Source organism: Streptomyces sp. NPDC059201, from assembly GCF_042754585.1.
Classification (GTDB): domain Bacteria; phylum Actinomycetota; class Actinomycetes; order Streptomycetales; family Streptomycetaceae; genus Streptomyces.
Genome location: NZ_JBHZBB010000003.1, coordinates 411,090 through 433,930, shown reverse-complemented (window position 1 = coordinate 433,930; position 22,841 = coordinate 411,090). Strand labels below are relative to the sequence as shown.

Below are 22,841 nucleotides of genomic sequence, written 5' to 3'. Positions count from 1 at the left end.
CGCCCCCTCTCCACCGCCCCCTCTCCGAGGAGAAGCCATGGACAGGTCCTTGGCATGGATCCCGCGCGCCGAGTTCGCGCGCGTCCTGGACCACGTCGACGACCCGTACGACCGGGCCCTCGCCTTCGCGGCGATGTCCCGGATCAACACCCTCTACATGATCACGCGGGCCGGGTCGGGGCACATCGGCTCCAGCTTCAGCGCCGCCGACGTCGTCAGCTGGCTCCTCCTGGAGGAGCTCGACCGGCCCTTCGATCCCGACGGAGACGTCTACTTCTCCTCGAAGGGCCACGACGCACCCGGACTGTACGCCGCGATGATCGGACTCGGCCGGCTGGACGAGGACCTCCTCCACCGGCTGCGGCGCGTCGACGGGCTGCCCGGACACCCCGACGTCGGCACCCCCGGCATGCCGTTCAACACCGGCTCCCTCGGCATGGGCATCTCCAAGGCGAAGGGCCTGATCCTCGCCCACCGCCTCGCCGGCCGGACCTCCCGGGTCGTGGTGATGACCGGGGACGGCGAACTCCAGGAGGGCCAGAACTGGGAGGCCCTGCCCAGCGCCGCCCGCTACGGCATGGGCGAGCTCACCGTGGTCGTCGACCACAACCGCCTCCAGTCCGACACGTACGTCACCGACGTCAGCGACCTCGGCGACCTGGCCGGCAAGTTCACCGCCGCGGGCTGGGGGGTGCTCCACTGCGACGGGCACGACCCCCGGCAGTTGGAGAAGGCGTTCACCCGCCGCGCCGAGAACTACCCGGAGCGGCCCGTGGTGATCATCGCGGACACCGTGAAGGGCGGCGGATGCGCCACCTTCGCCGCGACCTCGATGGCACCCGGCGAATGGCGCTACCGCCACCACAGCGGCGCGCCGAACGCGCAGGACCAGCACGCCGCGTACGGGGAACTCACGGCCACCGCCGACGAGATCCTCGTCCGGCACGGACTGCCGCCCCTGCGGCCCGTCGCGCTCACGCTGGACCTGCCCGCGAAGCCGTCCGGGGTACGGCTGCCCGAGCTGTACGGGCGGCTGCTCACCGAGGCGGCGCACGAGGACCCGCGGATCGTCGCGCTCGACGGCGACCTGGTGCTCGACACCGGCCTCATCCCGTTCCGCGACACCCACCCGGACCGGTTCGTCGAATGCGGCATCGCCGAACAGGACATGGTCTCCATGGCCGGAGGACTGGCGGCGGGCGGCCTGCGGCCGTTCGTCCACTCCTTCTCCTGCTTCCTGCACGCCCGGCCCAACGAGCACATCTACAACAACGCCACCGAACGGCGGCCGGTGGTCTACGTCGGCTCGCTCGCCGGACTGCTGCCCGCCGGGCCCGGCCACTCGCACCAGGCGGTCCGCGACGTGTCGGCCCTGGCCGCCGTCCCCGGCCTGACCATCCTCGAACCCTCCCACCCCGCCCAGCTCGACGCCGCCCTGCGCTACTGCCGCTCCACCCCGGACAGCGTCTACCTGCGGCTCGCCAGCACCCCCGTCCCCGCCGAACTGGCCGACCTGCCTCCCGCGCCCCTGGTGCCCGGCCGCGGCCACGTCCTGCGGGCCGGCGGCGACGCCGTCGCCCTCGGCGCCGGACCGGTGGTCCTCGCCCAACTGCTGGGCGCCGCCGCCCTGCTCGCCGCCCAGGGCCTCGCGCTGACCGTGGTGGACCTGCCCTGGCACAACCGGGTCGACCCCGCGTGGCTCGGCGACCTGCTGAACGGCATCGGGCACGTGTACGTCGTCGAGCACCAGTACGGCAGCGGCGGCCAGGCCGACCTGATCGCCCGGCAGCTGGTGGAGACGGGCACCTGGCACGGGACCGCCTTCCGCGGCCTCGGCCTCACCGACGTGCCGCGCTGCGGCACCGACGCGGAAGTGCTCGCCGCCCACGGCATGGACGCGCCCCACCTGGCGCGCATCATCGGCGCGGACCTCCTGGACCGCGCCCCCACCCCCCGACCGACGGGAGACACACCGTGGAAACTGTCCGCAACGAACTGAACCGCCCGCCCGAGGAGATCGTCGAGGCGTTCCGCGCCGTGCTCGCCGAGTACAGCCCGAGCTGCCTCGTCACCGACGCCCGCCGACGCGTCGGCGCCATCGGCGGACTGCTGCCGGTGAAGCACCACCACAAGATCGCCGGGCCCGCGCTCACCGTCAACCTCTCGATCGACGACCTCGTCGACTGCATGCCGGTGCTGACCCGCGCCCGCCCCGGCGACGTCATCGTCGTGGCCTGCCACGAGACCACCCGCACCGCGATGTGGGGCGGCCTGATGTCCACCCTGTCGCGGCAGATCGGCATCGCCGCCGGCATCGTCGACGGCGCCATCCGCGACGTCGACGAGATCCGCGACCTGGACTTCCCCGTCTGGTACCGCAGCACGGTCCCGCGCCCCTCCCCGACCGCCGTGCACGACCGCACCGAGCCGGTCCAGGTCAACGTGCCCGTCGTGATCGACGGCCAGGTCATCAACCCCGGCGACATCGTCGTCGCCGACGAGAACGGCATCGCGGTCGTCCCCCAGGGCGACGCCGAGACCGTGCTCGCCCACACCCGGATGAACATCGACAGGGAACGGGTGATCCGCGACAAGATCGCCTCCGGCCTGTCGGTCGCCGAACTGATCGCCGAGTTCGGACACCTGTGATGCGGGTCTACCTCACCGGCGCCGACGGGATGCTCGGCACCGCGCTGCGCCAGGAGCTCGCGGCGCGGCCCGAGACCGCCGACTGGCCCGTCCTCGGGGTCTCCCTCGCCGACTTCGACATCGGCGACGAGACCGCCGTCCGGGACTCGATCGCCGGATTCCGCCCCGACGTCGTGGTGCACACCGCCGCGAACGCCGTGGTGGACTCCTGCGAACGCGACCCGGCGGCGGCCCTCCGCGTCAACGTCGGCGGCACCCACCACGTCGCGGACGCCTGCCGAAGGCACGGCAGCCGCCTGGTCTACATCTCCAGCGACTACGTCTTCGACGGCCGCGCACCCGGACCCGCCGGCTACAACGAGGACGACATCCCCGCCCCGGTCAGCGTCTACGGCCTGAGCAAACTGGCCGGCGAACGGATCGTCGAGGCCGTCCCCGACCACCTCGTGGTCCGCACCTCCTGGCTGTACGGCGGCACCGACCCGCGCCTCGACCAGGTGCTCGCCGCCGCCCACGCGTTCCTCGACGGCGGCCGGCCGCGGCTCATCGACGACCAGTTCAGCAGCCCGACCTACATCCCCGACCTGGCGTCCGCCCTCGTCCGCCTGCTGCCCGGCGCCCTCGCCGTCCGCGGCCTGCTGCACATCGCCAACCGGGGCCGGGCGAGCTGGTACCAGGTGGGCATGGCACTCGCCGAACGGCTCGGCACCGCCCACCCGGTCCCGATGTCCATGGACGACGCCGGATTCGTCGGCGGCCGGCCGCGCGACTCACGCCTCGACAGCACCCGCGCCGCCGCCTTCGTCCACGCCATGCCCCACTGGACCGACGCCCTCGCCCGCTACTGCACCCGGCTCACCGCCCTCGACCGGGGCCCGGTGAACCACTGATGCCCCAGCCGTTCCTCCTGCTGGACTTCGACGGCGTGGTCTGCGACACCGAACGGGCCGCCCTGCTGGCCTGGCAGGACCTCTACGACCGGCTCGGGGTCCCTCTGAGCGCGGACGTACGGGCCGCGATGCTCGGCAACTCCGCAGGAGCCCGGGTCGCCCTGGCCGACCTCGCCGACCGGCTGGGCCGGCCCGTCGGGGACGCCGAATGGGCCTGGCAGCGGCGGCGGCGGACCACCCGGTGCGCCGCCGCCCCCGCCCGGCCCGGCGTGGAGCGGCTGCTGGCCACCACCGAACGCGCCGCGATCGTGTCCAGCAGCCCGGCCGCCTGGGTGGAGGACCACCTCGCGCGGCTCGGGCTGCGGCACCGCTTCGCTTTCCTCGTGACCGGCGACGACACCGACCGGCACAAACCCGCACCGGACCTGTACCTGCTCGCCCTGGAACGCGCCGGAGTGACCGCCGCCGAGGCCCTCGCCGTCGAGGACTCCCCGACCGGCGTCCACGCCGCACGGGCCGCCGGCCTGCGCTGCGTCGCCGTGCCCTGGGAGCCTGGAGGGGCGGCCACCCTGACAGGCGCCGACACGGTGCTGACCGGACTCGACCGACTGGACCTGCGGCACTACCGGCATGACGAGGTGTGACATGGAGATCACGGCGGACAACGCCCTGGAGGAACTGTCCCGGCACGTCCTCATGGACGGCCTGGACCTCGTCCTGGACCTGGAACGCAGCCGCGGCAGCACCCTCGTCGACGCGCGCGGCGGCGAGGAGTACCTCGACCTGCTCACCTTCTACGGCTCCCTGCCCCTCGGCATGAACCACCCCGGCATGGCCGGCGACCCCGCCTTCCTCGCCGAACTCACCCGCGCCGCCCTCCACAAGGTGACCAACTCCGACATCTACACCGCGCAGTACGCACGCTTCACGGCCGCCTTCAGCCGTGTGCTCGGCGACCCGCGGCTGCCGCACCTCTTCTTCATCGACGGCGGCGCCCTCGCCGTCGAGAACGCCCTGAAGGTCGCCTTCGACTGGCGGGCACAACGCCCGCGCACCGACACGGCGGCACCCCTCGAAGTCCTCCACATGGAAGGCGCCTTCCACGGCCGCAGCGGCTACACGCTCAGCCTCACGAACACCTCGCCCACGGTCACCGAGCGCTTCCCGGCCTGGACCTGGCCGCGCGTCCCGCTGCCCCGGCCCGGCGCCGAACGGGACGCCGTCGAGACCGCGCGACGCCACCTGGAGGAACGCGGCGACCGCATCGCCTGCTTCCTCGCCGAACCCGTCCAGGGCGCGGGCGGCGACCGGCACCTCGGCCGGGAGTTCCTGCTGCGCATGCAGGACCTCTGCCACGAGCACGACGTGCTGTTCGTCCTCGACGAGGTCCAGACCGGCTGCGGCGTCTCCGGCGCGCCCTGGACCTACCAGCGCCTCGGCCTCGCCCCGGACGTGGTCGCCTTCGGCAAGAAGACCCAGGTGTGCGGCCTCATGGCGGGCGGCCGGGTCGACCAGGTGCCCGAGGGGGCGCTGGCCGTGCCCGACCGGCTCGGCTCCACCTGGGGTGGCAACACCGCCGACATGGTGCGCGCCACCCGGATCCTGGAGATCATCGAACAGGACGGCCTGGTGGAGGCCGCCGAGACCAAGGGCCGGCACCTGGAACGGCTCCTCGCCGACCTCGCCGCCGCCCACCCCGCGCTCGTGCACGACGTGCGGGGCCTCGGCCTGATGTGGGCGTTCGACCTGCCGGACCCGGGCCTGCGCAAGGAGGTCCTGGACCGCCTGCGCCGCCACCACCGGGTCCTGCTGCTCCCCGGCGGCGCCCGCGCCGTACGGTTCCGCCCGGCCCTCACCATCGGGCTCGGCGAACTGGACAAGGCGGTCGCCGCGGTGGACGCGGTCCTGACCTCGCTGCGTACGGGTTCGTAGGGGTTGTCAGCGAGGAGCGGCCCGACCAGAATGCGGGCGGCTTTGTATTTCGGAAGAAATGAAGGAGTGCGACGGCTCATGAGTAATCCGTTCGAGGATGAAAATGCCTCCTACTGCGTTCTGGTCAATGCGGAGGAGCAGTATTCCCTGTGGCCCGCATTCGCGGAGGTACCGGCCGGCTGGACCGTCGTCCTGCCGAGCACGACCCGGCAGAAGTGCCTGGACCACGTGAACGAACACTGGGTCGACATGCGCCCCAAGAGCCTGGTCGACGCGATGCGCCGGACCGGCTGACGCGCCTTCCCCCTCCACGGCCAGGGACCGCACCGCCCGGCGGAGCGCTCCCTGGCCGTCGTGTTTCCCCGCCCTCCCACGGCGGAGGGCCGCCGTCCGGCACAGCTGATAGCCCGCTGATAGCCGGTCGATGAGCCCGGCCGGAACCATGAGTCACGTCGGTGATCGTCTTTCTCACTGACCCATGGGAGGAGGAGTTCGCGGTGGAACTGGTGGAGCGCGAAGCACCGTTGGCACTACTGACCGAGCTGGCCGAGGAGGCGCGGGAAGGACACGGACGCGCCGTCCTGGTCTCCGGACCGGTCGCGGCCGGCAAGAGCGTGCTGGTCCACACCTTCGCCGATCACGCCCCGAGTCGGGGCATGCTCGCCCTGTCGGCGCTGGGATCGGAGGACGAACGGCACCTGACCCTGGGGGTGGTACGCCAACTCGTCGACGACGCGCCCCTGGAACCGGAGGACCGGGCGCGGGCCGTCGCACTGATCGAGGACGGCGTACGCACCGCCCGGCACCGGGGCGCCGGAGAACCGGTGGACGCCGGCATCGTGCACGGGCTCTGCACCGTGCTCCTGGAACTGGCCGAACGCCGCCCGCTGTACCTCGCCGTCGACGACGTCGAACAGGCCGACCAGGCGTCGCTCACCTGCCTGGCCTACCTGGCCCGGCGCCTCAACAGCGCCCGGGTGCTCGCCGTGTTCACCCACAGCGGCCACGGCTGCGACACCGAGTTCCGCTTCGGCGCCGACCTGCTGCGCCAGCCCAACTGCCACCGCGTCGAGGTGACACCCCTCTCCCCGGCGGGCGTCCGGCGGCTGATCGCCCAGCACCTCGGCGACACCACCGCCGACGAGCGGGCGGCCGACTGGTACGCCTACAGCGGCGGCAACCCGCTGCTCGTCGAGGCCCTGGTCCGCGACCACCTCGGCGGCGACGAGGCGGGCCCGCGCTTCCGCGAGGCCGTCCTGTCCTGCCTGCGCCGCGGCTGCCCCGACATGACCCGAGCGCTCAGCGGCTACCTGGTCCTCGGCGAACTGGACCACGTCGACGGCCTGGTGGACCTCAGCCCGTCCCGTACCACCGAGGCCGTGCACGCGCTGATCGCCGGCGGCGTGCTCACCATGGACGGATTCCGGCACGAGGCCGCCCGCGACGCGGCCGCCGGCGCCCTCGACGCCGACGACCTCGCCCGGCTGCACGCCCGCGCCGCCGTCCTCGCCCACGAGCGCGGCGCGGGCACCGACGTGATCGCCGACCACCTGCTCCAGGCCGGGGCACCCGCCGACGGCGGCGCCCCGGCCGAGCCCTGGGCCCTGCCCGCCCTGGAGGACGCCGCGGCCCACGCCCTGCGCGACGGCGCCGCCGGCCGCGCCGTCGACTGCCTCCGGCTGGCCCTGCTGGTCTGCGCGGACCCGCTCCGCCGCGCCCGCGTCACCGCCGCCCTCGTCCGCGCCGAGTGGCGCATCAACCCGGGCGTGTCCGGCGCCAGACTCGGCGAACTCGTCGAGGCCATGCGCCAGGGCCGCCTGCGCGGCGCCGACGCCCTCACCCTCGTCCGGGCCCTGCTCTGGCACGGCCGCTTCGAACAGGCCCATGAAGTCCTCGGCCACCTGGCCGGATCCGCCCAGGCCACGGACCCCGAGACGGCCACCGAGCTCCAGATCACCCGGCGCCGGCTGCGCCACACCTACCCGTCCTTCCTCGCGGCCCTCGGCCCCCGCCCCGCCGCAGGACGCCCGCCCACCCACTCCGTCAGCGCCGACCGCCGGCTCCAGGCCGTCTCCGCGCTCGCCGCCGTCCTCGCCGAAGGCCCCCACCAGGAGGCCGTCGGCGTGGCGCAGCGCGTGCTCCACGGCACCCGGCCCGACGAACTGTCCACCGAGACCGTCGAATGCGCCCTCCTCACCCTCGCCTACAGCGGCCGCGCCGAGCGGGCCGCCGCCTGGTGCGACGTCTTCCTGGACCAGATGCGGACCCGGCACACACCGAGCCGGCGGGCGCGACTCGGAGCCGTACGGGCCGAGATAGCCCTGCGCCGGGGCGACCTCGTCGACGCCCGGAGGTACGCGGGCGAAGCGCTCGCCACGCTGCCCGCCGCCAGCTGGGGCGTCACCGTCGGCGCACCCCTGAGCACGCTGGTCCTGGCCACCACCGCCATGGGCCGCTACGACGAGGCCCAGAGCCACCTGGACCACCGCGTCCCCGAGGCCATGTTCGAGACACGCTACGGCCTGCACTACCACCACGCCCGCGCGCGCTTCGGACTGGCCACCGGCCACCTGGAGATGGCCCTGGAGGACCTCCGCCGCTGCGGCGCCACGCTGCGCCGGTGGGGGATGGACACACCCGGACTGATCCCGTGGCGCACCGACGTCGCCGAGGTGTACCTGGGCCTCGGCCGCCCCGACGACGCCCGGCGGATCCTGGAGGAACAGGCGGCCCGGTTCACCGTGATGCCGAACCGCGCCCGTGGCGCCGCGACCCGCGTCCTGGCCGGAACCGGCGCCCCCGCCCGCCGGCCCGCACTGCTGCGCCAGGCGGCCGAACTGCTCCAGTCCGACGACGGCGACCGCTACGAACTGGCCCTGGCCTTCGCCGACCTGGCCCGCGCCTACCGGACCCTGGGAGAGTTCCGCCGGGCCGCGGCGGCCGAGCGCCGCGCGGTCATCGTGGCCGCCGACTGCCACGCCGAGGCCCTGGTCCGCGGGCTCGCGGTGGAGTCCGCCACGGCGGTGCCGGAGCGGATCGACGGCGGCGACGGGCTCACCGAGGCGGAGCGCCGCGTGGCCGCGATGGCCGCCGTCGGCTGCTCCAACCGGGAGATCGCCGAGGGCCTCCACGTCACCGTCAGCACCGTCGAGCAGCACCTGACGCGCACCTACCGGAAGCTGCGCATCAGCCGGCGCGCGGATCTGCCGTCCCTCCTGGGCGGACCGTCCACCGGTCCCACCGGTCCCGTTCCGCAGTCGAAATTCCGCCAACTCCGCTAATTCCGGCAACAGGGCCCGATCGCCTTCTCCGAACTCGCGGCCAATCCCCCAGTCGCTTCCGCAGCCGAATCCCCGGTCACTTCCCAAACACGGCTCTCTGGACAGAGCCGATCGGGTTAGGTAGATATGGTGTCGCTGCGTAGCTGACCGGCGGGAAATGTGTCGCGGATGTGAAGGACGGTCATGCGCTTTCGTTTACTCGGGCCGTTGGAAGTGACCGGTCCCGGTGGCCCTGCGCTGATCACCGCCGAGCGTCAGCGCATCGTTCTGGCGGTCCTGCTGCTGGAGCCCAACCGGATCGTGCCGATGGGCCGGCTTGTGGACGCGGTCTGGGGCGCGTCCCCGCCGCCCACCGCGCGGGCCCAGATCCAGATCTGCGTCTCCATGGTCCGCGCCAGCATGGCGAAGGTCGGCCTGGCCGACGTCATCCAGACCAGATCGCCCGGCTATCTCGCCGAGGTCGGTGACGACGAGCTCGACCTGCACGTCTTCGAGCGGGCGGCGTCGGCGGGACGCACCGCCGCCGAGGCCGGCCGCTTCGACGAGGCGGCGACCGCCTTCGAGACCGCGCTCGGGCTCTGGCGCGGGTCCTCGTCCTTCGGCGGCGGCGTCACCAGTACGGCGCTCCAGGCGCCGGCCGCGCGGCTGGACGAGCAGCGGCTGGCCGTCGTGGAGCAGTGGGTGGACGCGCGGCTGGCCCTCGGCCTGCACCAGCGGCTCGTGGCGCGGCTGATCGACCTCGTCATGCAGAACCCGCTGCGGGAACACCTGCGCGCCCAGCTCATGGTGGCGCTGTCCCGGTCGGGCCGCCAGGCCGAGGCGCTGGAGGTCTACCGGCGCGGCCGGCGCGAGCTGATCGACGAACTCGGCATCGAACCGGGGGAGGAGCTCCGCCGGCTCCAGGAGGCGATCCTGTCCGGCCGGCTCGACGGCGGACAGCCCGCCGCAGCGCCGCCCGCGCTGCCCGCACCGCCCCTGCCGCCCGCTCCGTCCCCCGTACCGGCGCCCGCCCCCGCCCCGGCCCCCGCTCCGACACCGGCACCTCCGGAGGCACCCGCGCCGGAGCCGGCCGCGCCCCCGGCGGCCGCCGCGTTCGTCGAGCCGCCCTCCGTGCCCCGCCTGCTGCCCGGCGCCATCGCGGACTTCACCGGACGCGACGACCTGCTCGCCCGGCTCCGAGCGGGCCTTGAGGAAGCCGCGGAGACGCCGTACGCCCTGCGGATCGTCGCGATCACCGGCAAGGGCGGCGTGGGCAAGACCACGCTCGCCGTGCACCTCGGGCACTCGTTGGCGAATCGTTTCCCCGATGGTCAGATGTTCGCCAAACTGCGCGGCCCGTCGGCCCAGCCGATCCTGCCGACCCGCATCCTCGAACGCTTCCTGCGCAGCCTGGGCATACCGGGCCCGGCCGTGCCGTCGAGCATCGAGGAACGGGCGGAGCTCTTCCGCAACCTCGTCGCCGACCGCCAGATGCTCATCGTCCTCGACGACGCGATCGACGAGGAACAGGTGCGCTGGCTCTTACCCGGCTCCTCCAACTGCCCGGTCCTCATCACGAGCCGGTCCCGGCTGGCCGGTCTGGAGGGCACGAGCGCCGTCCAGATCGACGTCTTCTCCACCGAACAGGCGCTCCAACTGCTCAGCCGCATCCTCGGCGCCGAGCGGATCGACACCGAGATGTCCAGCGCCCTGCTGCTGATCAAGCAGTGCGGCAACCTCGCGCTGGCCCTGCGGATCGTCGCGGCGCGGCTGGCCGCCCGCCCGCACTGGCCGCTGAGCAAGATGGTGTCCCGGCTCCGGGACGAACGCCAGCGGCTGGACGAACTGACCCACGGAGGCGTCGGCGTCCGCGCCGGACTCGCCATGGCCTACCAGGGCCTGCCCTCCGACGCGCAGCGCCTCTTCCGGCGCCTGTCCATGCTGGAGGCGGCGGAGTTCGCCGGCTGGGTCGCGGCGCCCCTGCTCGACATCGCCGTGACGGAGGCGGAGGACGTCCTGGAGTTCCTCGTGGACGCCCAGCTCGTCGACGTCGAGGTGGTGAAGGGCAGCCGGCCCCGCTACCGCCTCCACGACCTGGTGCGGGTCTACTCGCAGGAGTGCCTGGCCGAGCACGAGAGCACCGCCGAGCGGTCGGTCGTCCTCGGGCGCGTGCTCGGCACCTGGCTCTTCCTGGTGGAGGAGGCGCACCGGCGGGCGTACGGCGGGGACCACACGCTGATCCACGGCGAGGCGCCGCGCCTCGCGCTCGACCAGTCGGTCATCGACCGCGAACTCGCCGATCCGCTGCGGTGGTTCGAGGACGAGCGGGCCAGTCTGATCACGGCGGTCAGACAGGCCGCCGGCGCCGGTCTCGACGAACTGTGCTGGGACCTGGCGCTGACGCTGGTCACGCTCTTCGAGATGTACAGCTACTTCGACGACTGGCGCACCACGCACGAGATCGCGCTCGCGGTCACCCAGCACAACGACAACCGGCGCGGCCAGGCCGCGATGCTGTACTCCCTCGGCTCCCTCCACATGTTCCAGTACAAGCTGGACGACGCGCGGGGACGGCTGGGGCTCGCCCGCGACCTGTTCCTCCGGGTCGGCGACGTCCACGGCGAAGGGCTCGCCCTGCGCAACCTCGCGTTCGTCGACCGGATCCAGGGCCGCCTCGACGAGGCGATGGCGGGCTACGAGAAGGCGCTGGCCATGCTCGCCGAGGTGAACGACTCGACCGCCGAGGCGCACGTCCTCAGCAACATGGCGCAGATCCACCTGGACCGCGGCCTGATCGCGGAGGGCAAACGGACCATGGAGGCCGGTCTGGCCGCCGTGGAGCGCTCGGGCAACCGCCGGGTGCGCGCGCAGATCCTGGTCCGCCTCGGTGAGGCGCACCTCCAGCTCGACGAGGTCGCCGAGGCCGAGTCCGCGTACGCCGGGGCGCTGGAGACCGTCCGCTCCGTCGGCGACCCGGTGGGCGAGTGCTACGCGCTCCGCGGCCTGGCGATCGTGCGGGCGCGCCAGGGGAGCGACGACGCGGCCTACGAGATGCTGGAGCAGGCCATGGGGATCGCCTCCCGGGCCCACGAGTACCTGGCCCTCGGCCGGATCCGGCTCTCGCTCGGCGAGGTCGCCGCGGACCGGGGCAGCCACGAGCGTGCCAAGGAGCACCTCACGGCGGCCCTGGACATCTTCGGCAGGATGCGGGCGACCAGGTGGCAGAAGCAGACGGCGCGCCTCTTGAGCGACGTCTGCGCGGCCTCCGGCGACCCGGCCGGGGCCGCCGCGTACGCGCGGCTGAGCTCGGGCTGATGCTCGTAGACGGGACGCGTCCGGTGTTCCGTCCCACAGGATGCGATCGATGGGCCGGTGTCACGTGAAGCTGGGAGTGTCTGTCTCCGATGGAACCAACGGGCGGCCCGTCGACGGGCTGCTGATCCGCGTCGAGCGGCCCCGCCCGGACGCGTGGGAGACGGTGTGGCAGGGGCTGACCGGCAGCGACGGGCGCCTCGACCGCCCGTCGCTGCCGGACGACCCGCCCGGGCCGTTCCGTCTCGTCCTGGAGACCGAGCGGTATTTCACGACGCTCGGGATGCGCCCGTTCTACAGTCACATCGTGGTGGCGTTCGCCGCGTGGGAGTCCGACCAGGAGATCCCCATCGTGATCGCCCCCCACGGATACGCGGTGTCCGCCGTCGCCCCGTAGCCGCGGCCCCCGTGTGAAGCACCAGGAAAGGCGACCCCACCCGGGTCGCACCCCCGGCGCGGTGACCCCCGCCGACCCGCGCCGACGACCGCCCCACAAGGGCGCCTTCGCTCCCGACGCCCGGCGCTTAGCGAGGACTTAGCGTTCCGGTAGGGGGACGAAAAGAGGACTCGCTAGAACTGGAGGAGTCCACCCGACCTCCGGGTCACGAGATTCCCCACGGGAGATCCCTATGTTGGCTCTGCTCTGCACCCTGGCCGGTTTCGCGGGCTTCTACGCCACGGACGACACCATCTGGGGCTGACCTTCCGCCGGCCGGCACACGGCTGCCGCCGGCGCGGGCACGGGTCGCGACCGCATGCGGCCGGCGAGTGCCCTCACGTACTGATGACGCGGGATGTGATGCGGTGTTGATGGCAGGAGAGGAACGGCCGGCGAACGGCGCGGGCCGGCGGGGAGGTGACGGCGGATGAGCATCTCGGTTCGGGTCATCGACTCCAGCAGCGGCCGCCCCGTCGAGGATCTGGTCGTCACCCTGCACGCCCGGGAGCACGGGGCCTGGCCCGCCGTGGCACGGTCGCGGACCGACAGCGGCGGGCGGATCGGCTCGCTGAGCGACCGGGCCCTGCCGCACGGCTCCTACCGGCTGGTCTTCGAGACCGGCGAGTACTTCGCCGAGCGCGCGGTCGACAGCCTGTACGCGGAGGTCATCGTCTCGCTCCACTACCAGGGCGACCCGGGTCACCTGCACGTTCCGCTGCTCCTGAGCCCGTTCTCGTACACCACCTACCGGGGGCTCGCCCCCCGGACGACGACGCCCGAGAACGCCTGAGGTCCGCCAGACAGCCCCACCCGTTCCCGTACGAGCCCCGCCAGCAGAAGGGATGGAACACGTTGTCCGACCCAGCGCAGTCGACGATCCACACGGTGCCGGTCGCCTCCCTGCTGCCGGCGGACTCACCGCGCCTGTCGGGGCTGAGCGAGGACCACGCGCGGGCACTGGCGGAGAGCGGGACCGCGTTCGAACCGCTCCTCGTGCACCGGGAGTCGGGGCGCGTCGTGGACGGCATGCACCGGCTCCGCGCCGCCGTCCTGCGCGGGGAACGACACATCGCGGTCCGCTATGTCGAGGGCGCGGCGGCCGACCTGTTCATCCGCTCGGTGCAGGCCAACATCCGCCATGGCCTCCCCCTGACCCTGGGGGACCGCAAGGCGGCGGTCCTGCGCATCCTCACCTCCCATCCGCACTGGTCGGACCGGGCCATCGCCGCCGTCACAGGGGTGTCGCCGAAGACGGTAGGGGCTGTACGGGGGCGGCGTTCGACTGAGGAATCTCCTCAGTCGAACCCCCCGGTGCCGCGCGTCGGCAGGGACGGCCGGGCCCGCCCGGCCGACATGCCCGAGCGGCGCGAGAAGGCCCGGTCCTTGCTGACGGAGCGGCCCAGGGCGACCCTGCGCGAAGTGGCCCAGGAGGCCGGCGTCTCGGTCAGCACCGCGCACCGCCTGCGGCGGGAACTGCGGTCCGGCACGCCCGACACCGACGCGTACCCCGCCCCGCTCGTGGTCGCCGGGTCCGCGCGCTGTCCCGGCCTGGTGAGCCGTCAGGCCCCGGCCGACCTCACCGCGCGGGGGACGGCGCGCGTCCGGGTCCGGGCCATGGACGTCCTGTCCAACGACCCCTCCCTCCGCTTCACCGACAGCGGCCGGGCCCTGCTGCGCTGGCTCAACGGCCAGGCCCACGGGCTCGCGGCGGGCGAGCAGTTGCTGGCCGCCGTCCCGCCGCACTGCGCCGGGGCGCTCACCGAGGTCGTGAGCCACTACGCGAGGGAGTGGGAGCGGCTGGCCACCGGGCTCCAGCAGACCGATCCGGTGAAGGGCCCCTGGCGGGCGGTCCGTTGAGACCGCGTTTCCAGAGGAAGGCGGCGAAGATGAGAAAGCAGCGGGAAGCCTTCTACGGGGCTCACTTCGTGGCTACGGTGAGGCGCGAAACGAGGGAGGCAGGCGGTGGGCCCCGGGCCCGGCGGCCGTGCCCCCCTCGCCCGGATCCCTTCGAACGATCCGAGTGACGCGGTCCGAGAGTGACGCGGTCCGAGTGACGCGGTCCGCACGTCACGGACCTCGTGTTCCCCGAGTGCCGGTGGCCGCCCGTCAGGGGCGGGCGGGCGGCACGGACGACGCCGACGCGTCGGAACACGGGCAGGTCCGCGCACGGGAATTCCGACGGGCCATGAGGCAGGCGCGATGTGTTCTGACAGGAGCAGCGTGAACATCTCGGTGGACGATGCCAGGGTCAAGGCCAAGGCGCTGTACGAGGCGCGGGCCACGGGCCGCCCCATCCCCCCCTTCACCGACGACAGTCCGGCGCTGGACATGCACGACGGCTACGCCATCCAGCGGGAACTGGTCGGGATGCTGACGGCGGCCGGCGACAGCGTCGTCGGCTACAAGGCGGGACTCACCTCCGCCCCGATGCAGGCGCTGTTCGGTGTCGGCACCCCCGACTACGGGCCGGTGCTGGGATCGACGGTGTACGAGAACGGGGCCACCACGCCGGGCGGCGCGTTCATCGCGCCCAAGGTCGAGGCGGAGATCGTCTTCCGGCTCGGACGGCCCCTCAAGGGGCCCGGCGTCACCGTGGCGGCGGCGCGGGAGGCGATCTCCGAGGTCATGGCCGGGCTGGAGATCGTCGACTCCCGGATCGAGGACTGGAGGATCCGGCTCGCCGACACCATCGCCGACCTCGCGTCGAACGGCGCGGTGGTGCTCGGCCCCCCGGTCGTCCTGCCCGAGGACTGCGACGTACGCCTCGTCGGCATGGCGTTCTCCCGCAACGGCGCCCTCGTGGCGACCGGGGCCGGGGCCGCCGCCCTGGGGGACCCGGTCGCGGTGGTCGCGTGGCTGGCGAACGTGCTCGGCGAGCACGGAGTGACCCTCGAAGCGGGTCAGCTGATCATGACCGGCGCCCTCCACGCGGCGGTCCCGATGGCCCCCGGCGACCGCTTCGTGGCCGAGTTCGACCGGCTCGGCACCATCACTCTTCACGTGGGCGACGCGTAGACCACCGGCGCGCCCAAGGCGAATCTCTAGAGAGGGAAGGGCGATGCAGCCATGAAGCGAAACGGGCGCCTGCCCGTGGCCGTCCTCGGCGCCGGCCTCATCGGAGTCGATCTGGCCGAGAAGATCATGCGTTCGGAGGTGCTCGACTGCCGTCTGGTCGTGGGACGCGACGAGAACACGCCCGGCCTGCGCCAGGCGGCCGAACTCGGCCTTCCCATCGGGACACGCGGGATCGAGTCCCTCCTGGACGCCCCCGAACCGTTCGCCATCGTGTTCGACGCGACCAACGCCATGGCCCACGCCGAACACGCGGAACGCCTGTGCCTGTCCGGCGTCAAGCTCGTGGACCTGACGCCGAGCAAGGTGGGGCGGATGGTGATCCCGAGCGTGAACGGGGCGGAAGTCCTCGACTGCGACGACATCAACATGATCAGCTGCGGCGGCCAGGCGTCGATCCCGATCCTGCACGCCCTCACCCAGACGCACCGGGTCGAGTACGTCGAGGTCGTCACGACGGCCGCCAGCCCGAGCGTCGGCCGCTCCACCCGGCTCAACCTCGACGAGTACGTCGAGACCACCCAGGACGCGGTACGCGACTTCACCGGCGTCAAGGACGTCAAGGCCATCCTCAACATCAGCCCGGCCCGGCCGCCGGCCACCTTCCGGGTCGCCATGTCGATGCTGGGGGAGGGCTTCGGCACGGCCTCGGTGACCGCGGCCGTGACCGCCGCCGCCGACCGGGTGCGCTCCTTCGTCCAGGGCTACCGGATCACCGCGTGCGTCGTGGAGGAGGGCAAGGTGTTCGTCGCCGCCGAGGTCACCTCGTCCGGCGGACGCATCCCCCGGTACGCCGGAAACCTCGACATCATCAACTCCGCCGCGGTCCACGTCGCCGAACAGTGCGCGGCGGTCGGCCTGGCGAGCATCGGTACGGAGACCTCATGAGCGCAGCAGCACCGCCCGGCGGCGGCGCCGGAAGGCCGGTCCTCCTCTACGACGCGTCCCTCCGCGACGGCCACCACGCCGTCCGGCACCAGCTGGACGCCGAACAGCTGCGGGCCTACGCGCGGGCGGCCGACACCGCCGGCGTCCCCATGGTCGAGGTGGGACACGGCAACGGTCTGGGAGCCTCCTCCCTCCAGGTCGGGCAGGCCCGCCTCGGCGACGACGAGATGCTGTCGATCGTGCGCGAGTCCCTGCGCGACAGCCGGATGGCCGTCTTCATGCTGCCCGGCTGGGGCACCACCCGGGACCTGGAGCGGGCCATCGCCCACCAGGTCGACGTGGTGCGGATCGGCACCCACTGCACCGAGGGCGACCTCGCCGAACGGCACCTCGGCTTCCTCCGCGAACAGGGCGTCGAAGCCCAGGCCGTCCTCCTCATGAGCCACATGGCGAGCCCCGACCGGCTCGCGCGGGAGTGCGCCCGGCTGGTCGAGTTCGGCGCGAACGCCGTCGGCATCATGGACTCCTCCGGCCACTACCTCCCGGACGACGTCACCGAACGCATCGCGGCCATGCGCGAGGCCGTCGACGTACCGGTGATGTTCCACGCCCACAACAACCTCGGCATGGCCGTCGCGAACTCGGTCGCCGCCGTCGAGGCGGGCGCGGACATCCTCGACGCCTGCGCCCGCGGATTCGGAGCCGGCGCCGGGAACACCCAGCTGGAGGTCCTGGTGCCCGTCCTCGAACGGATGGGCTACCCCACCGGTATCGACCTGTACGGCCTCCTGGACGCGGCCGACCTCGCCGAGCGCTCCCTCATGCCGTCCCCGCCCACCATCGACTCGGTGAGCGTCGTCAGCGGCCTCGCCGGAGTCTTCTCCGGATTCAAGAACCGCGTCCTCGACATCGCCCGCCGCGAGGACGTCGACCCGCGCGACGTCTTCTTCGAACTGGGGAAGAGGCAGGCCGTGGCCGGCCAGGAGGACCTCATCGTCGAGGTGGCCCTCGCCCTGAAGGCGGGACGCGATGCGTGAGAACCGCGAACCCGCGGCCCCCGGCCGGGCGAGGACAGAGAGAGGGAAGAGCCAGCCGTGTACGACGCACTGAAGGACATCCTGGTCGGCGACCTCCACGTGCGCGAGGAGGACGTCACGCCCACGGCCACCCGCGAGGAGGTCGGGCTGGACTCCCTGGCCGTCCTGGAACTCGCCACCGCGCTCCACGAACGGCTCGGCATCGAGGTCCACGACTACGAACTGCTGGACGCCGACACCCTGGCCGACGTGGCCCGTCTGATGGCCGAACGGCGGCCCGGAGGCTGAGCCCCCCAGTCGACCCGGGCGCCGCCCGCCCGCCCGCACGACCGGGCGCGGCGGCGTCCACTCCATCGGGAGTCCCCATGGCTTACCCACCCCTGCGCGCGGTCCTGGAGACCGTCGCCTCCTACCAACCGTCCGACGGCCTCCACGGCCCGGCCGCCCGGACTCGCCCGCTGTCGGCGAACGAGTCGCCGCACACCCCGCTCCCCGGCATCGCCGAGGCGATCGCCGACGCCGGTACCACCGTGAACCGCTACCCGGACCCCGGCTGCGGACAGCTGATCCAGGCCCTGGCCCGCGCCCACGGGATCACGGAGGACAGGATCGCCGTCGGCGCCGGCTCCGTGGCCCTCCTCCAGACCCTGTTCCAGGCGGTCGCCGACCCCGGCGCCGAAGCCGTCTACGCCTGGCCCTCGTTCGAGGTCTACCCCACGCTCGCCGCCCTCGCCGGAGTGGAACCCGTACAGGTCCCGCTCGTCGCCGAGGCACACGACCTGCGGGCCATGGCCGACCGGATCTCGGACCGGACCCGGCTCGTCATCGTCTGCAACCCCAACAACCCCACGGGCACCGTCGTCGGACCCGAGGAACTCCGGGCGTTCCTCGCGTCCGTCCCCCCGACCTGCCTGGTGGCCGTCGACGAGGCGTACCACGAGTACGTCCGCGGACCGGCCGCCGCAAGCGCCCTGCCGCTCTGCGACGCGCACCCGAACCTCGTCGTGCTGCGCACCTTCTCCAAGGCGTACGGGCTGGCCGGACTGCGCACCGGCTACCTGGTCGGGCACGCCCACATCGTCGAGCGGCTGCGCAAGGCGTGCCTCCCCTACGCGGTGAACTCCGTCGCCCAGACGGCGGCCGTCGCCGCCCTCGCTCTGGAGGACCGACTCCTGCGGCGCGTCGACGACACGGTCGCCGAACGCACCCGCGTCCGCGACACCCTCGTGCGCCAGGGCTGGGAGGTCCCGGACAGCCAGGCGAACTTCCTCTGGCTGCCCCTGGGCCCGTACGCCGCCGAGTTCGGCGCCTGGTGCGCGGAGCGGGACCTCGCGGTACGGGCCTTCCCGGGCGTGGGCGTGCGCGTGTCGATCGGCTCCACCGAGGACGACGACCAGTTCCTGGCGGCGGCGGACGCTTGGCACGCCGCGCACGGGACGGCGACGGACGCGGAGGCGACCGGGGGCGGACAGGCGACCGGGGACGGGCAGGCGCCGCAGGCGCGGCAGGTGCTTGAGGAGGCGGGGGCATGACCACTCTTCCCACCGAGCGCGGCACGCTCGTCCCGGTCGGCGACGGGGTCTCCCGCCACGTGGTCGTCGCGCCGGGCATGTGCAGCGGCGGCTCCCTGGTGTTCGGCCAGATCGGGGACTGGACCTGGGAGGTCGTCAGCGCGTCCTGCCGCATCAACGTGCACGCGGCGCGGACCGCCGAGGGAGACCCCGCCTACCTGTCCTTCTACTACTTCCACGTGCGCGGCGGAGACGTCGTCCACCCGCACGGACTCACCTTCGGCGACGAACTCCGGGTCGACTCCCGGTCCTTCCGGTTCGGCGGCCAGTCGGTCATCACCCTCCACCGGCTCGCCCCCGCCGGCCTGGAACTGCCCGACGGACCCCTGGACCCGGCGGAGGTCTACGAACACCCGCACCCGCAGTGCCTCTACGCCGAGAACTTCAACCGGTGGATCGCCCGCACCACCGCCGGCAGCAACCAGGGCCTCGCCCAGGTGACCCCGCCGGACTTCGCCTACCAGGAGCTGCCACCGCTGCCGAACGCCTACTCCCCCCGCTCCCTCGTGGGCCGCGCCCGGGCCACCGGAAGCTTCCACCCCGAGGGCCCGCCCGGATTCCACGAGGCAGGGAAGCCCGAGACGTACGCCTACACCCTGGACGTCGTGCGCGACCTCAACGGCGCCGGACTGATGTACTTCGCCTCGTACTTCGCCGTCTTCGACACGATGCTGCTGCGCCTGTGGCGCTCGCTGGGGCGGACGGACGAGGAGTTCCTGCGGCGCAAGGTGACCGACCAGAAGATCGGCTACTTCGGCAACGCCGACCCCGGCACGGTCTTCGAGGTCACCGTCCGCCGATGGCGGAGCACCCGGTCCCCGCAGACCGAGGTGGCCGACATGGCCCTGCGCGACACGGCGACGGGGCAGCTGATCGCCGTCACCGCCATCGAGACCGCTGTCGAGGCGGTTGCCGAGTACGGGACCGGCACCGAGGCGACGGGGTCCGGCACATGAGCGGGGCCGGTGCGACGGTGTGGCTGACCGGGCTGCCCAGCGCGGGCAAGACCACCATCGCGCGGACGGCCGCCGCCGCACTGCGGTCCGCCGGCCGCCGCGTGCACATCCTGGACGGCGACGAGGTCCGCGCCCACCTGACGGCCGACCTCGGCTTCTCCCGCGAGGACCGGTGCGCCAACGTGGGGCGGATCGGCTTCGTCGCCGAGCTGCTCGCCTCCCACGGCGTGACCGTGCTGGTCCCCGTCATCGCCCCGTACGCGCACGCCCGCGAGGCCGTGCGCGTACGCCACGAGGCCGCCGGCACCCCCTACGTCGAGGTGCACGTGGCGACCCCGGTCGCGGTGTGCGCCGCGCGCGACGTGAAGGGGCTGTACGCCCGGCAGGCGCGGGGCGAGATCTCCGGGCTGACCGGGGTGGACGATCCGTACGAGCCGCCGGCCGCACCGGACCTGCGGATCCCGGCGCACGAGCAGAGCGGGACGGAGTCGGCGCGGGCGCTGATCGCCCTGCTGCGGGAGAAGGGGCTGGCATGACGACGGCGACGACACGGCCCGGTACGGCCCACGATCCGGGCGCGCTGACCCACGCGGACGTCCTGGAGTCGGAGGCGGTGCACATCCTCCGCGAGGTGGCGGGCGAGTTCGAACGGCCGGTGATCCTCTTCTCCGGCGGCAAGGACTCCATCGTCATGCTGCACCTCGCGCTGAAGGCGTTCGCGCCCGCCCCCGTGCCCTTCGCGCTGCTCCACGTCGACACCGGGCACAACTTCCCGGAGGTCCTGGAGTACCGGGACCGCGTGGTGGCCGCGCACGGACTACGGCTCCATGTGGCGTCCGTCCAGGAGTACATCGACCGGGGCACCCTCAAGGAGCGCCCGGACGGCACCCGCAACCCGTTGCAGACGCTGCCGCTGACGGAGCGGATCCAGTCCGAGGGCTTCGACGCGGTCCTCGGCGGCGGCCGCCGCGACGAGGAGAAGGCCCGCGCCAAGGAGCGGGTGTTCAGCCTCCGGGACCGGTTCTCGCAGTGGGACCCGCGCCGCCAGCGCCCCGAGCTGTGGCAGCTCTACAACGGCCGGCACGCCCCCGGCGAGCACGTCCGCGTCTTCCCGCTCTCCGACTGGACCGAGCTGGACGTCTGGCAGTACATCGCCCGCGAGGGCATCGAACTGCCCCGCATCTACTTCGCCCACGAGCGCGAGGTCTTCCGCCGCTCCGGGATGTGGCTGCCCGTGGGGGCGTGGGGCGACCCGGGGGACGGCGAGACCGTCGAGCGGCGGCTGGTCCGTTACCGCACCGTCGGCGACATGTCCTGCACGGGCGCGGTCGACTCCCACGCGGTCACCCTGGAGCAGGTGATCGCGGAGATCGCCGCGTCCAGGCTGACCGAGCGGGGCGCGACCCGCGCCGACGACAAGCTCTCCGAGTCCTCCATGGAGGACCGCAAGCGCGAGGGGTACTTCTGAGCATGCCCACCACCACCGTCACCACGGCCACGGAGCTCCCGGCCCCCACCCTGCTGCGGTTCGCCACCGCCGGCTCCGTCGACGACGGCAAGTCCACCCTGGTCGGCCGGCTGCTCCACGACTCCAAGTCGGTCCTCGCCGACCAACTGGAGGCCGTGGAGCGCGCGTCGGCCGGCCGTGGCCAGGACACGCCCGACCTCGCCCTGCTCACCGACGGCCTGCGCGCCGAACGCGAACAGGGCATCACGATCGACGTCGCCTACCGCTACTTCGCCACCCCGAAGCGGCGGTTCATCCTCGCCGACACGCCCGGACACGTGCAGTACACCCGCAACATGGTCACCGGCGCCTCCACCGCCCAGCTGACCGTGATCCTGGTCGACGCCCGCAACGGCGTCGTCGAGCAGACCCGCCGCCACACCGCCATCGCCGCCCTGCTCCGCGTCCCGCACGTCGTCCTCGCGGTCAACAAGATGGACCTCGTCGGCTACAGCGAGCCGGTGTTCGCCACGATCGTGGCGGAGTTCACGGCGTACGCGGCCGAGCTCGGCGTCCCCGAGGTCACCGCGATCCCGATCTCGGCACTGGCCGGGGACAACGTCGTCGAGCCGTCGGCGGTCATGGACTGGTACAGCGGCCCGACGGTGCTGGAGCACGTGGAGTCCGTCCCGGCCGGCCGCGACCCGGCGCCCCTCCAGGCCCGGCTCCCGGTCCAGTACGTCATCCGCCCCCGGACCGCCGAACACCCCGACTACCGCGGCTACGCGGGCCAGATCGCGGCCGGATCCCTCCACGTCGGCGAGCCGGTCACGATCCTGCCGTCCGGCCGCACGACCCGGATCACCGGCATCGACCTGCTCGGCAGACCGGTGGACACCGCCGTGGCCGGACAGTCGGTGACCGTCCTCCTCGCGGACGACATCGACGTCGCGCGCGGCGACCTGATCGTGCCGACGACGGACGCCCCGGCGACCACCCAGGAGATCGAGGCAACCGTCTGCCACGTGGCCGACCAGCCCCTCACCGTCGGCCACCGGGTCCTGCTCAAGCACGGCACCCGCACGGTCAAGGCCCTCGTCGAGTCCATCCCCTCCCGCCTCACCCTCGACGACCTGTCGCTGCGCCCGCACTCCGGCCGGCTCGTCGCCAACGACATCGGCCGCGTCAGGATCCGTACCGCCGAGCCGCTGCCCGTCGACCCCTACGCCGCCTCGCGCCGCACCGGCTCCTTCATCCTCATCGACCCCGGCGACGGCACCACCCTGACGGCGGGCATGGTCGGCGCGTCCTTCGCCGCCCCCGCCCCGGCCGAGCCCGCCGCCGAGACCGAGGCCGACGACGGCTGGGACTTCTGAGACCGCGGCTCC

Annotated in this window: 20 protein-coding genes; all 20 read left to right on the top strand. The window is 73.1% G+C overall.

Annotation, left to right across the window (positions count from 1 at the left end; genetic code table 11):
• The first annotated feature begins 37 nt into the window (after positions 1-37).
• The 20 genes from ACFXMG_RS12265 to ACFXMG_RS12170 all read left to right on the top strand — a co-directional run bounded on the left by ACFXMG_RS12265 (position 38) and on the right by ACFXMG_RS12170 (position 22,829).
• Complete coding sequence (locus tag ACFXMG_RS12265) at positions 38-1,999, top strand: transketolase C-terminal domain-containing protein (RefSeq protein WP_383816776.1); 1,962 nt, start codon at positions 38-40, stop codon at positions 1,997-1,999.
• Positions 1,975-2,649 (top strand): RraA family protein, encoded by a 675-nt coding sequence (locus ACFXMG_RS12260; RefSeq protein ID WP_383816773.1) that lies wholly within the window; start codon positions 1,975-1,977, stop codon positions 2,647-2,649. Before ACFXMG_RS12265 ends, ACFXMG_RS12260 begins: the two co-directional genes overlap by 25 nt.
• Complete coding sequence (rfbD, locus tag ACFXMG_RS12255; RefSeq protein WP_383816770.1) at positions 2,649-3,539, top strand: dTDP-4-dehydrorhamnose reductase; 891 nt, start codon at positions 2,649-2,651, stop codon at positions 3,537-3,539. The genes ACFXMG_RS12260 and rfbD overlap by 1 nt, the downstream gene beginning before the upstream one ends.
• Positions 3,539-4,183, top strand: a complete 645-nt coding sequence (locus ACFXMG_RS12250; protein ID WP_383816767.1) for an HAD family hydrolase — start codon at positions 3,539-3,541, stop codon at positions 4,181-4,183. Before rfbD ends, ACFXMG_RS12250 begins: the two co-directional genes overlap by 1 nt.
• A gap of 1 nt (position 4,184) precedes the next feature.
• Positions 4,185-5,471 (top strand): L-lysine 6-transaminase, encoded by a 1,287-nt coding sequence (lat, locus tag ACFXMG_RS12245; RefSeq protein ID WP_383816764.1) that lies wholly within the window; start codon positions 4,185-4,187, stop codon positions 5,469-5,471.
• A 78-nt stretch (positions 5,472-5,549) separates the two neighbouring features.
• The gene (locus ACFXMG_RS12240) at positions 5,550-5,765 is read left to right on the top strand and encodes an MbtH family protein (RefSeq protein WP_383816761.1); all 216 of its coding nucleotides are present in this window, start codon (positions 5,550-5,552) and stop codon (positions 5,763-5,765) included.
• 203 nt (positions 5,766-5,968) lie between these two features.
• Positions 5,969-8,752 (top strand): AAA family ATPase, encoded by a 2,784-nt coding sequence (locus ACFXMG_RS12235; RefSeq protein ID WP_383816758.1) that lies wholly within the window; start codon positions 5,969-5,971, stop codon positions 8,750-8,752.
• A 213-nt stretch (positions 8,753-8,965) separates the two neighbouring features.
• Positions 8,966-12,046 (top strand): BTAD domain-containing putative transcriptional regulator, encoded by a 3,081-nt coding sequence (locus ACFXMG_RS12230; RefSeq protein WP_383817045.1) that lies wholly within the window; start codon positions 8,966-8,968, stop codon positions 12,044-12,046.
• Between the two features lie 76 nt (positions 12,047-12,122).
• Positions 12,123-12,440 carry a hydroxyisourate hydrolase gene (locus ACFXMG_RS12225; RefSeq protein WP_384338723.1) on the top strand — a complete coding sequence of 106 codons (318 nt, stop codon included), beginning with the start codon at positions 12,123-12,125 and terminating at the stop codon, positions 12,438-12,440.
• A gap of 469 nt (positions 12,441-12,909) precedes the next feature.
• Positions 12,910-13,272 (top strand): hydroxyisourate hydrolase, encoded by a 363-nt coding sequence (gene uraH / locus ACFXMG_RS12220; RefSeq protein WP_383821859.1) that lies wholly within the window; start codon positions 12,910-12,912, stop codon positions 13,270-13,272.
• A gap of 62 nt (positions 13,273-13,334) precedes the next feature.
• A complete protein-coding gene (locus ACFXMG_RS12215) occupies positions 13,335-14,339 on the top strand; it encodes a transcriptional regulator (RefSeq protein WP_384119604.1) in 1,005 nt (334 codons plus the stop codon).
• Positions 14,340-14,702: 363 nt separating this feature from the next.
• The gene (locus tag ACFXMG_RS12210; RefSeq protein WP_383821868.1) at positions 14,703-15,497 is read left to right on the top strand and encodes a 2-keto-4-pentenoate hydratase; all 795 of its coding nucleotides are present in this window, start codon (positions 14,703-14,705) and stop codon (positions 15,495-15,497) included.
• 51 nt (positions 15,498-15,548) lie between these two features.
• On the top strand, positions 15,549-16,442 hold the full coding sequence (locus tag ACFXMG_RS12205; RefSeq protein WP_383821871.1) for an acetaldehyde dehydrogenase (acetylating): 894 nt from the start codon (positions 15,549-15,551) through the stop codon (positions 16,440-16,442).
• Complete coding sequence (gene dmpG, locus ACFXMG_RS12200) at positions 16,439-17,479, top strand: 4-hydroxy-2-oxovalerate aldolase (RefSeq protein WP_383821874.1); 1,041 nt, start codon at positions 16,439-16,441, stop codon at positions 17,477-17,479. The genes ACFXMG_RS12205 and dmpG overlap by 4 nt, the downstream gene beginning before the upstream one ends.
• Positions 17,480-17,536: 57 nt before the next feature.
• The gene (locus ACFXMG_RS12195; RefSeq protein WP_383821877.1) at positions 17,537-17,767 is read left to right on the top strand and encodes an acyl carrier protein; all 231 of its coding nucleotides are present in this window, start codon (positions 17,537-17,539) and stop codon (positions 17,765-17,767) included.
• 77 nt (positions 17,768-17,844) lie between these two features.
• On the top strand, positions 17,845-19,011 hold the full coding sequence (locus tag ACFXMG_RS12190; protein ID WP_383821880.1) for a histidinol-phosphate transaminase: 1,167 nt from the start codon (positions 17,845-17,847) through the stop codon (positions 19,009-19,011).
• Positions 19,008-20,006: an LnmK family bifunctional acyltransferase/decarboxylase gene (locus ACFXMG_RS12185; protein WP_383821883.1), complete on the top strand. Its 999-nt coding sequence runs from the start codon at positions 19,008-19,010 to the stop codon at positions 20,004-20,006. Before ACFXMG_RS12190 ends, ACFXMG_RS12185 begins: the two co-directional genes overlap by 4 nt.
• Positions 20,003-20,542, top strand: coding sequence for an adenylyl-sulfate kinase (gene cysC, locus ACFXMG_RS12180; RefSeq protein ID WP_383821886.1), 540 nt, complete (start codon positions 20,003-20,005; stop codon positions 20,540-20,542). The genes ACFXMG_RS12185 and cysC overlap by 4 nt, the downstream gene beginning before the upstream one ends.
• Positions 20,539-21,474, top strand: coding sequence for a sulfate adenylyltransferase subunit CysD (cysD, locus tag ACFXMG_RS12175; protein WP_383821889.1), 936 nt, complete (start codon positions 20,539-20,541; stop codon positions 21,472-21,474). Before cysC ends, cysD begins: the two co-directional genes overlap by 4 nt.
• A 2-nt stretch (positions 21,475-21,476) precedes the next feature.
• Positions 21,477-22,829, top strand: coding sequence for a sulfate adenylyltransferase subunit 1 (locus tag ACFXMG_RS12170; protein WP_383821892.1), 1,353 nt, complete (start codon positions 21,477-21,479; stop codon positions 22,827-22,829).
• Positions 22,830-22,841 lie beyond the last annotated feature (12 nt).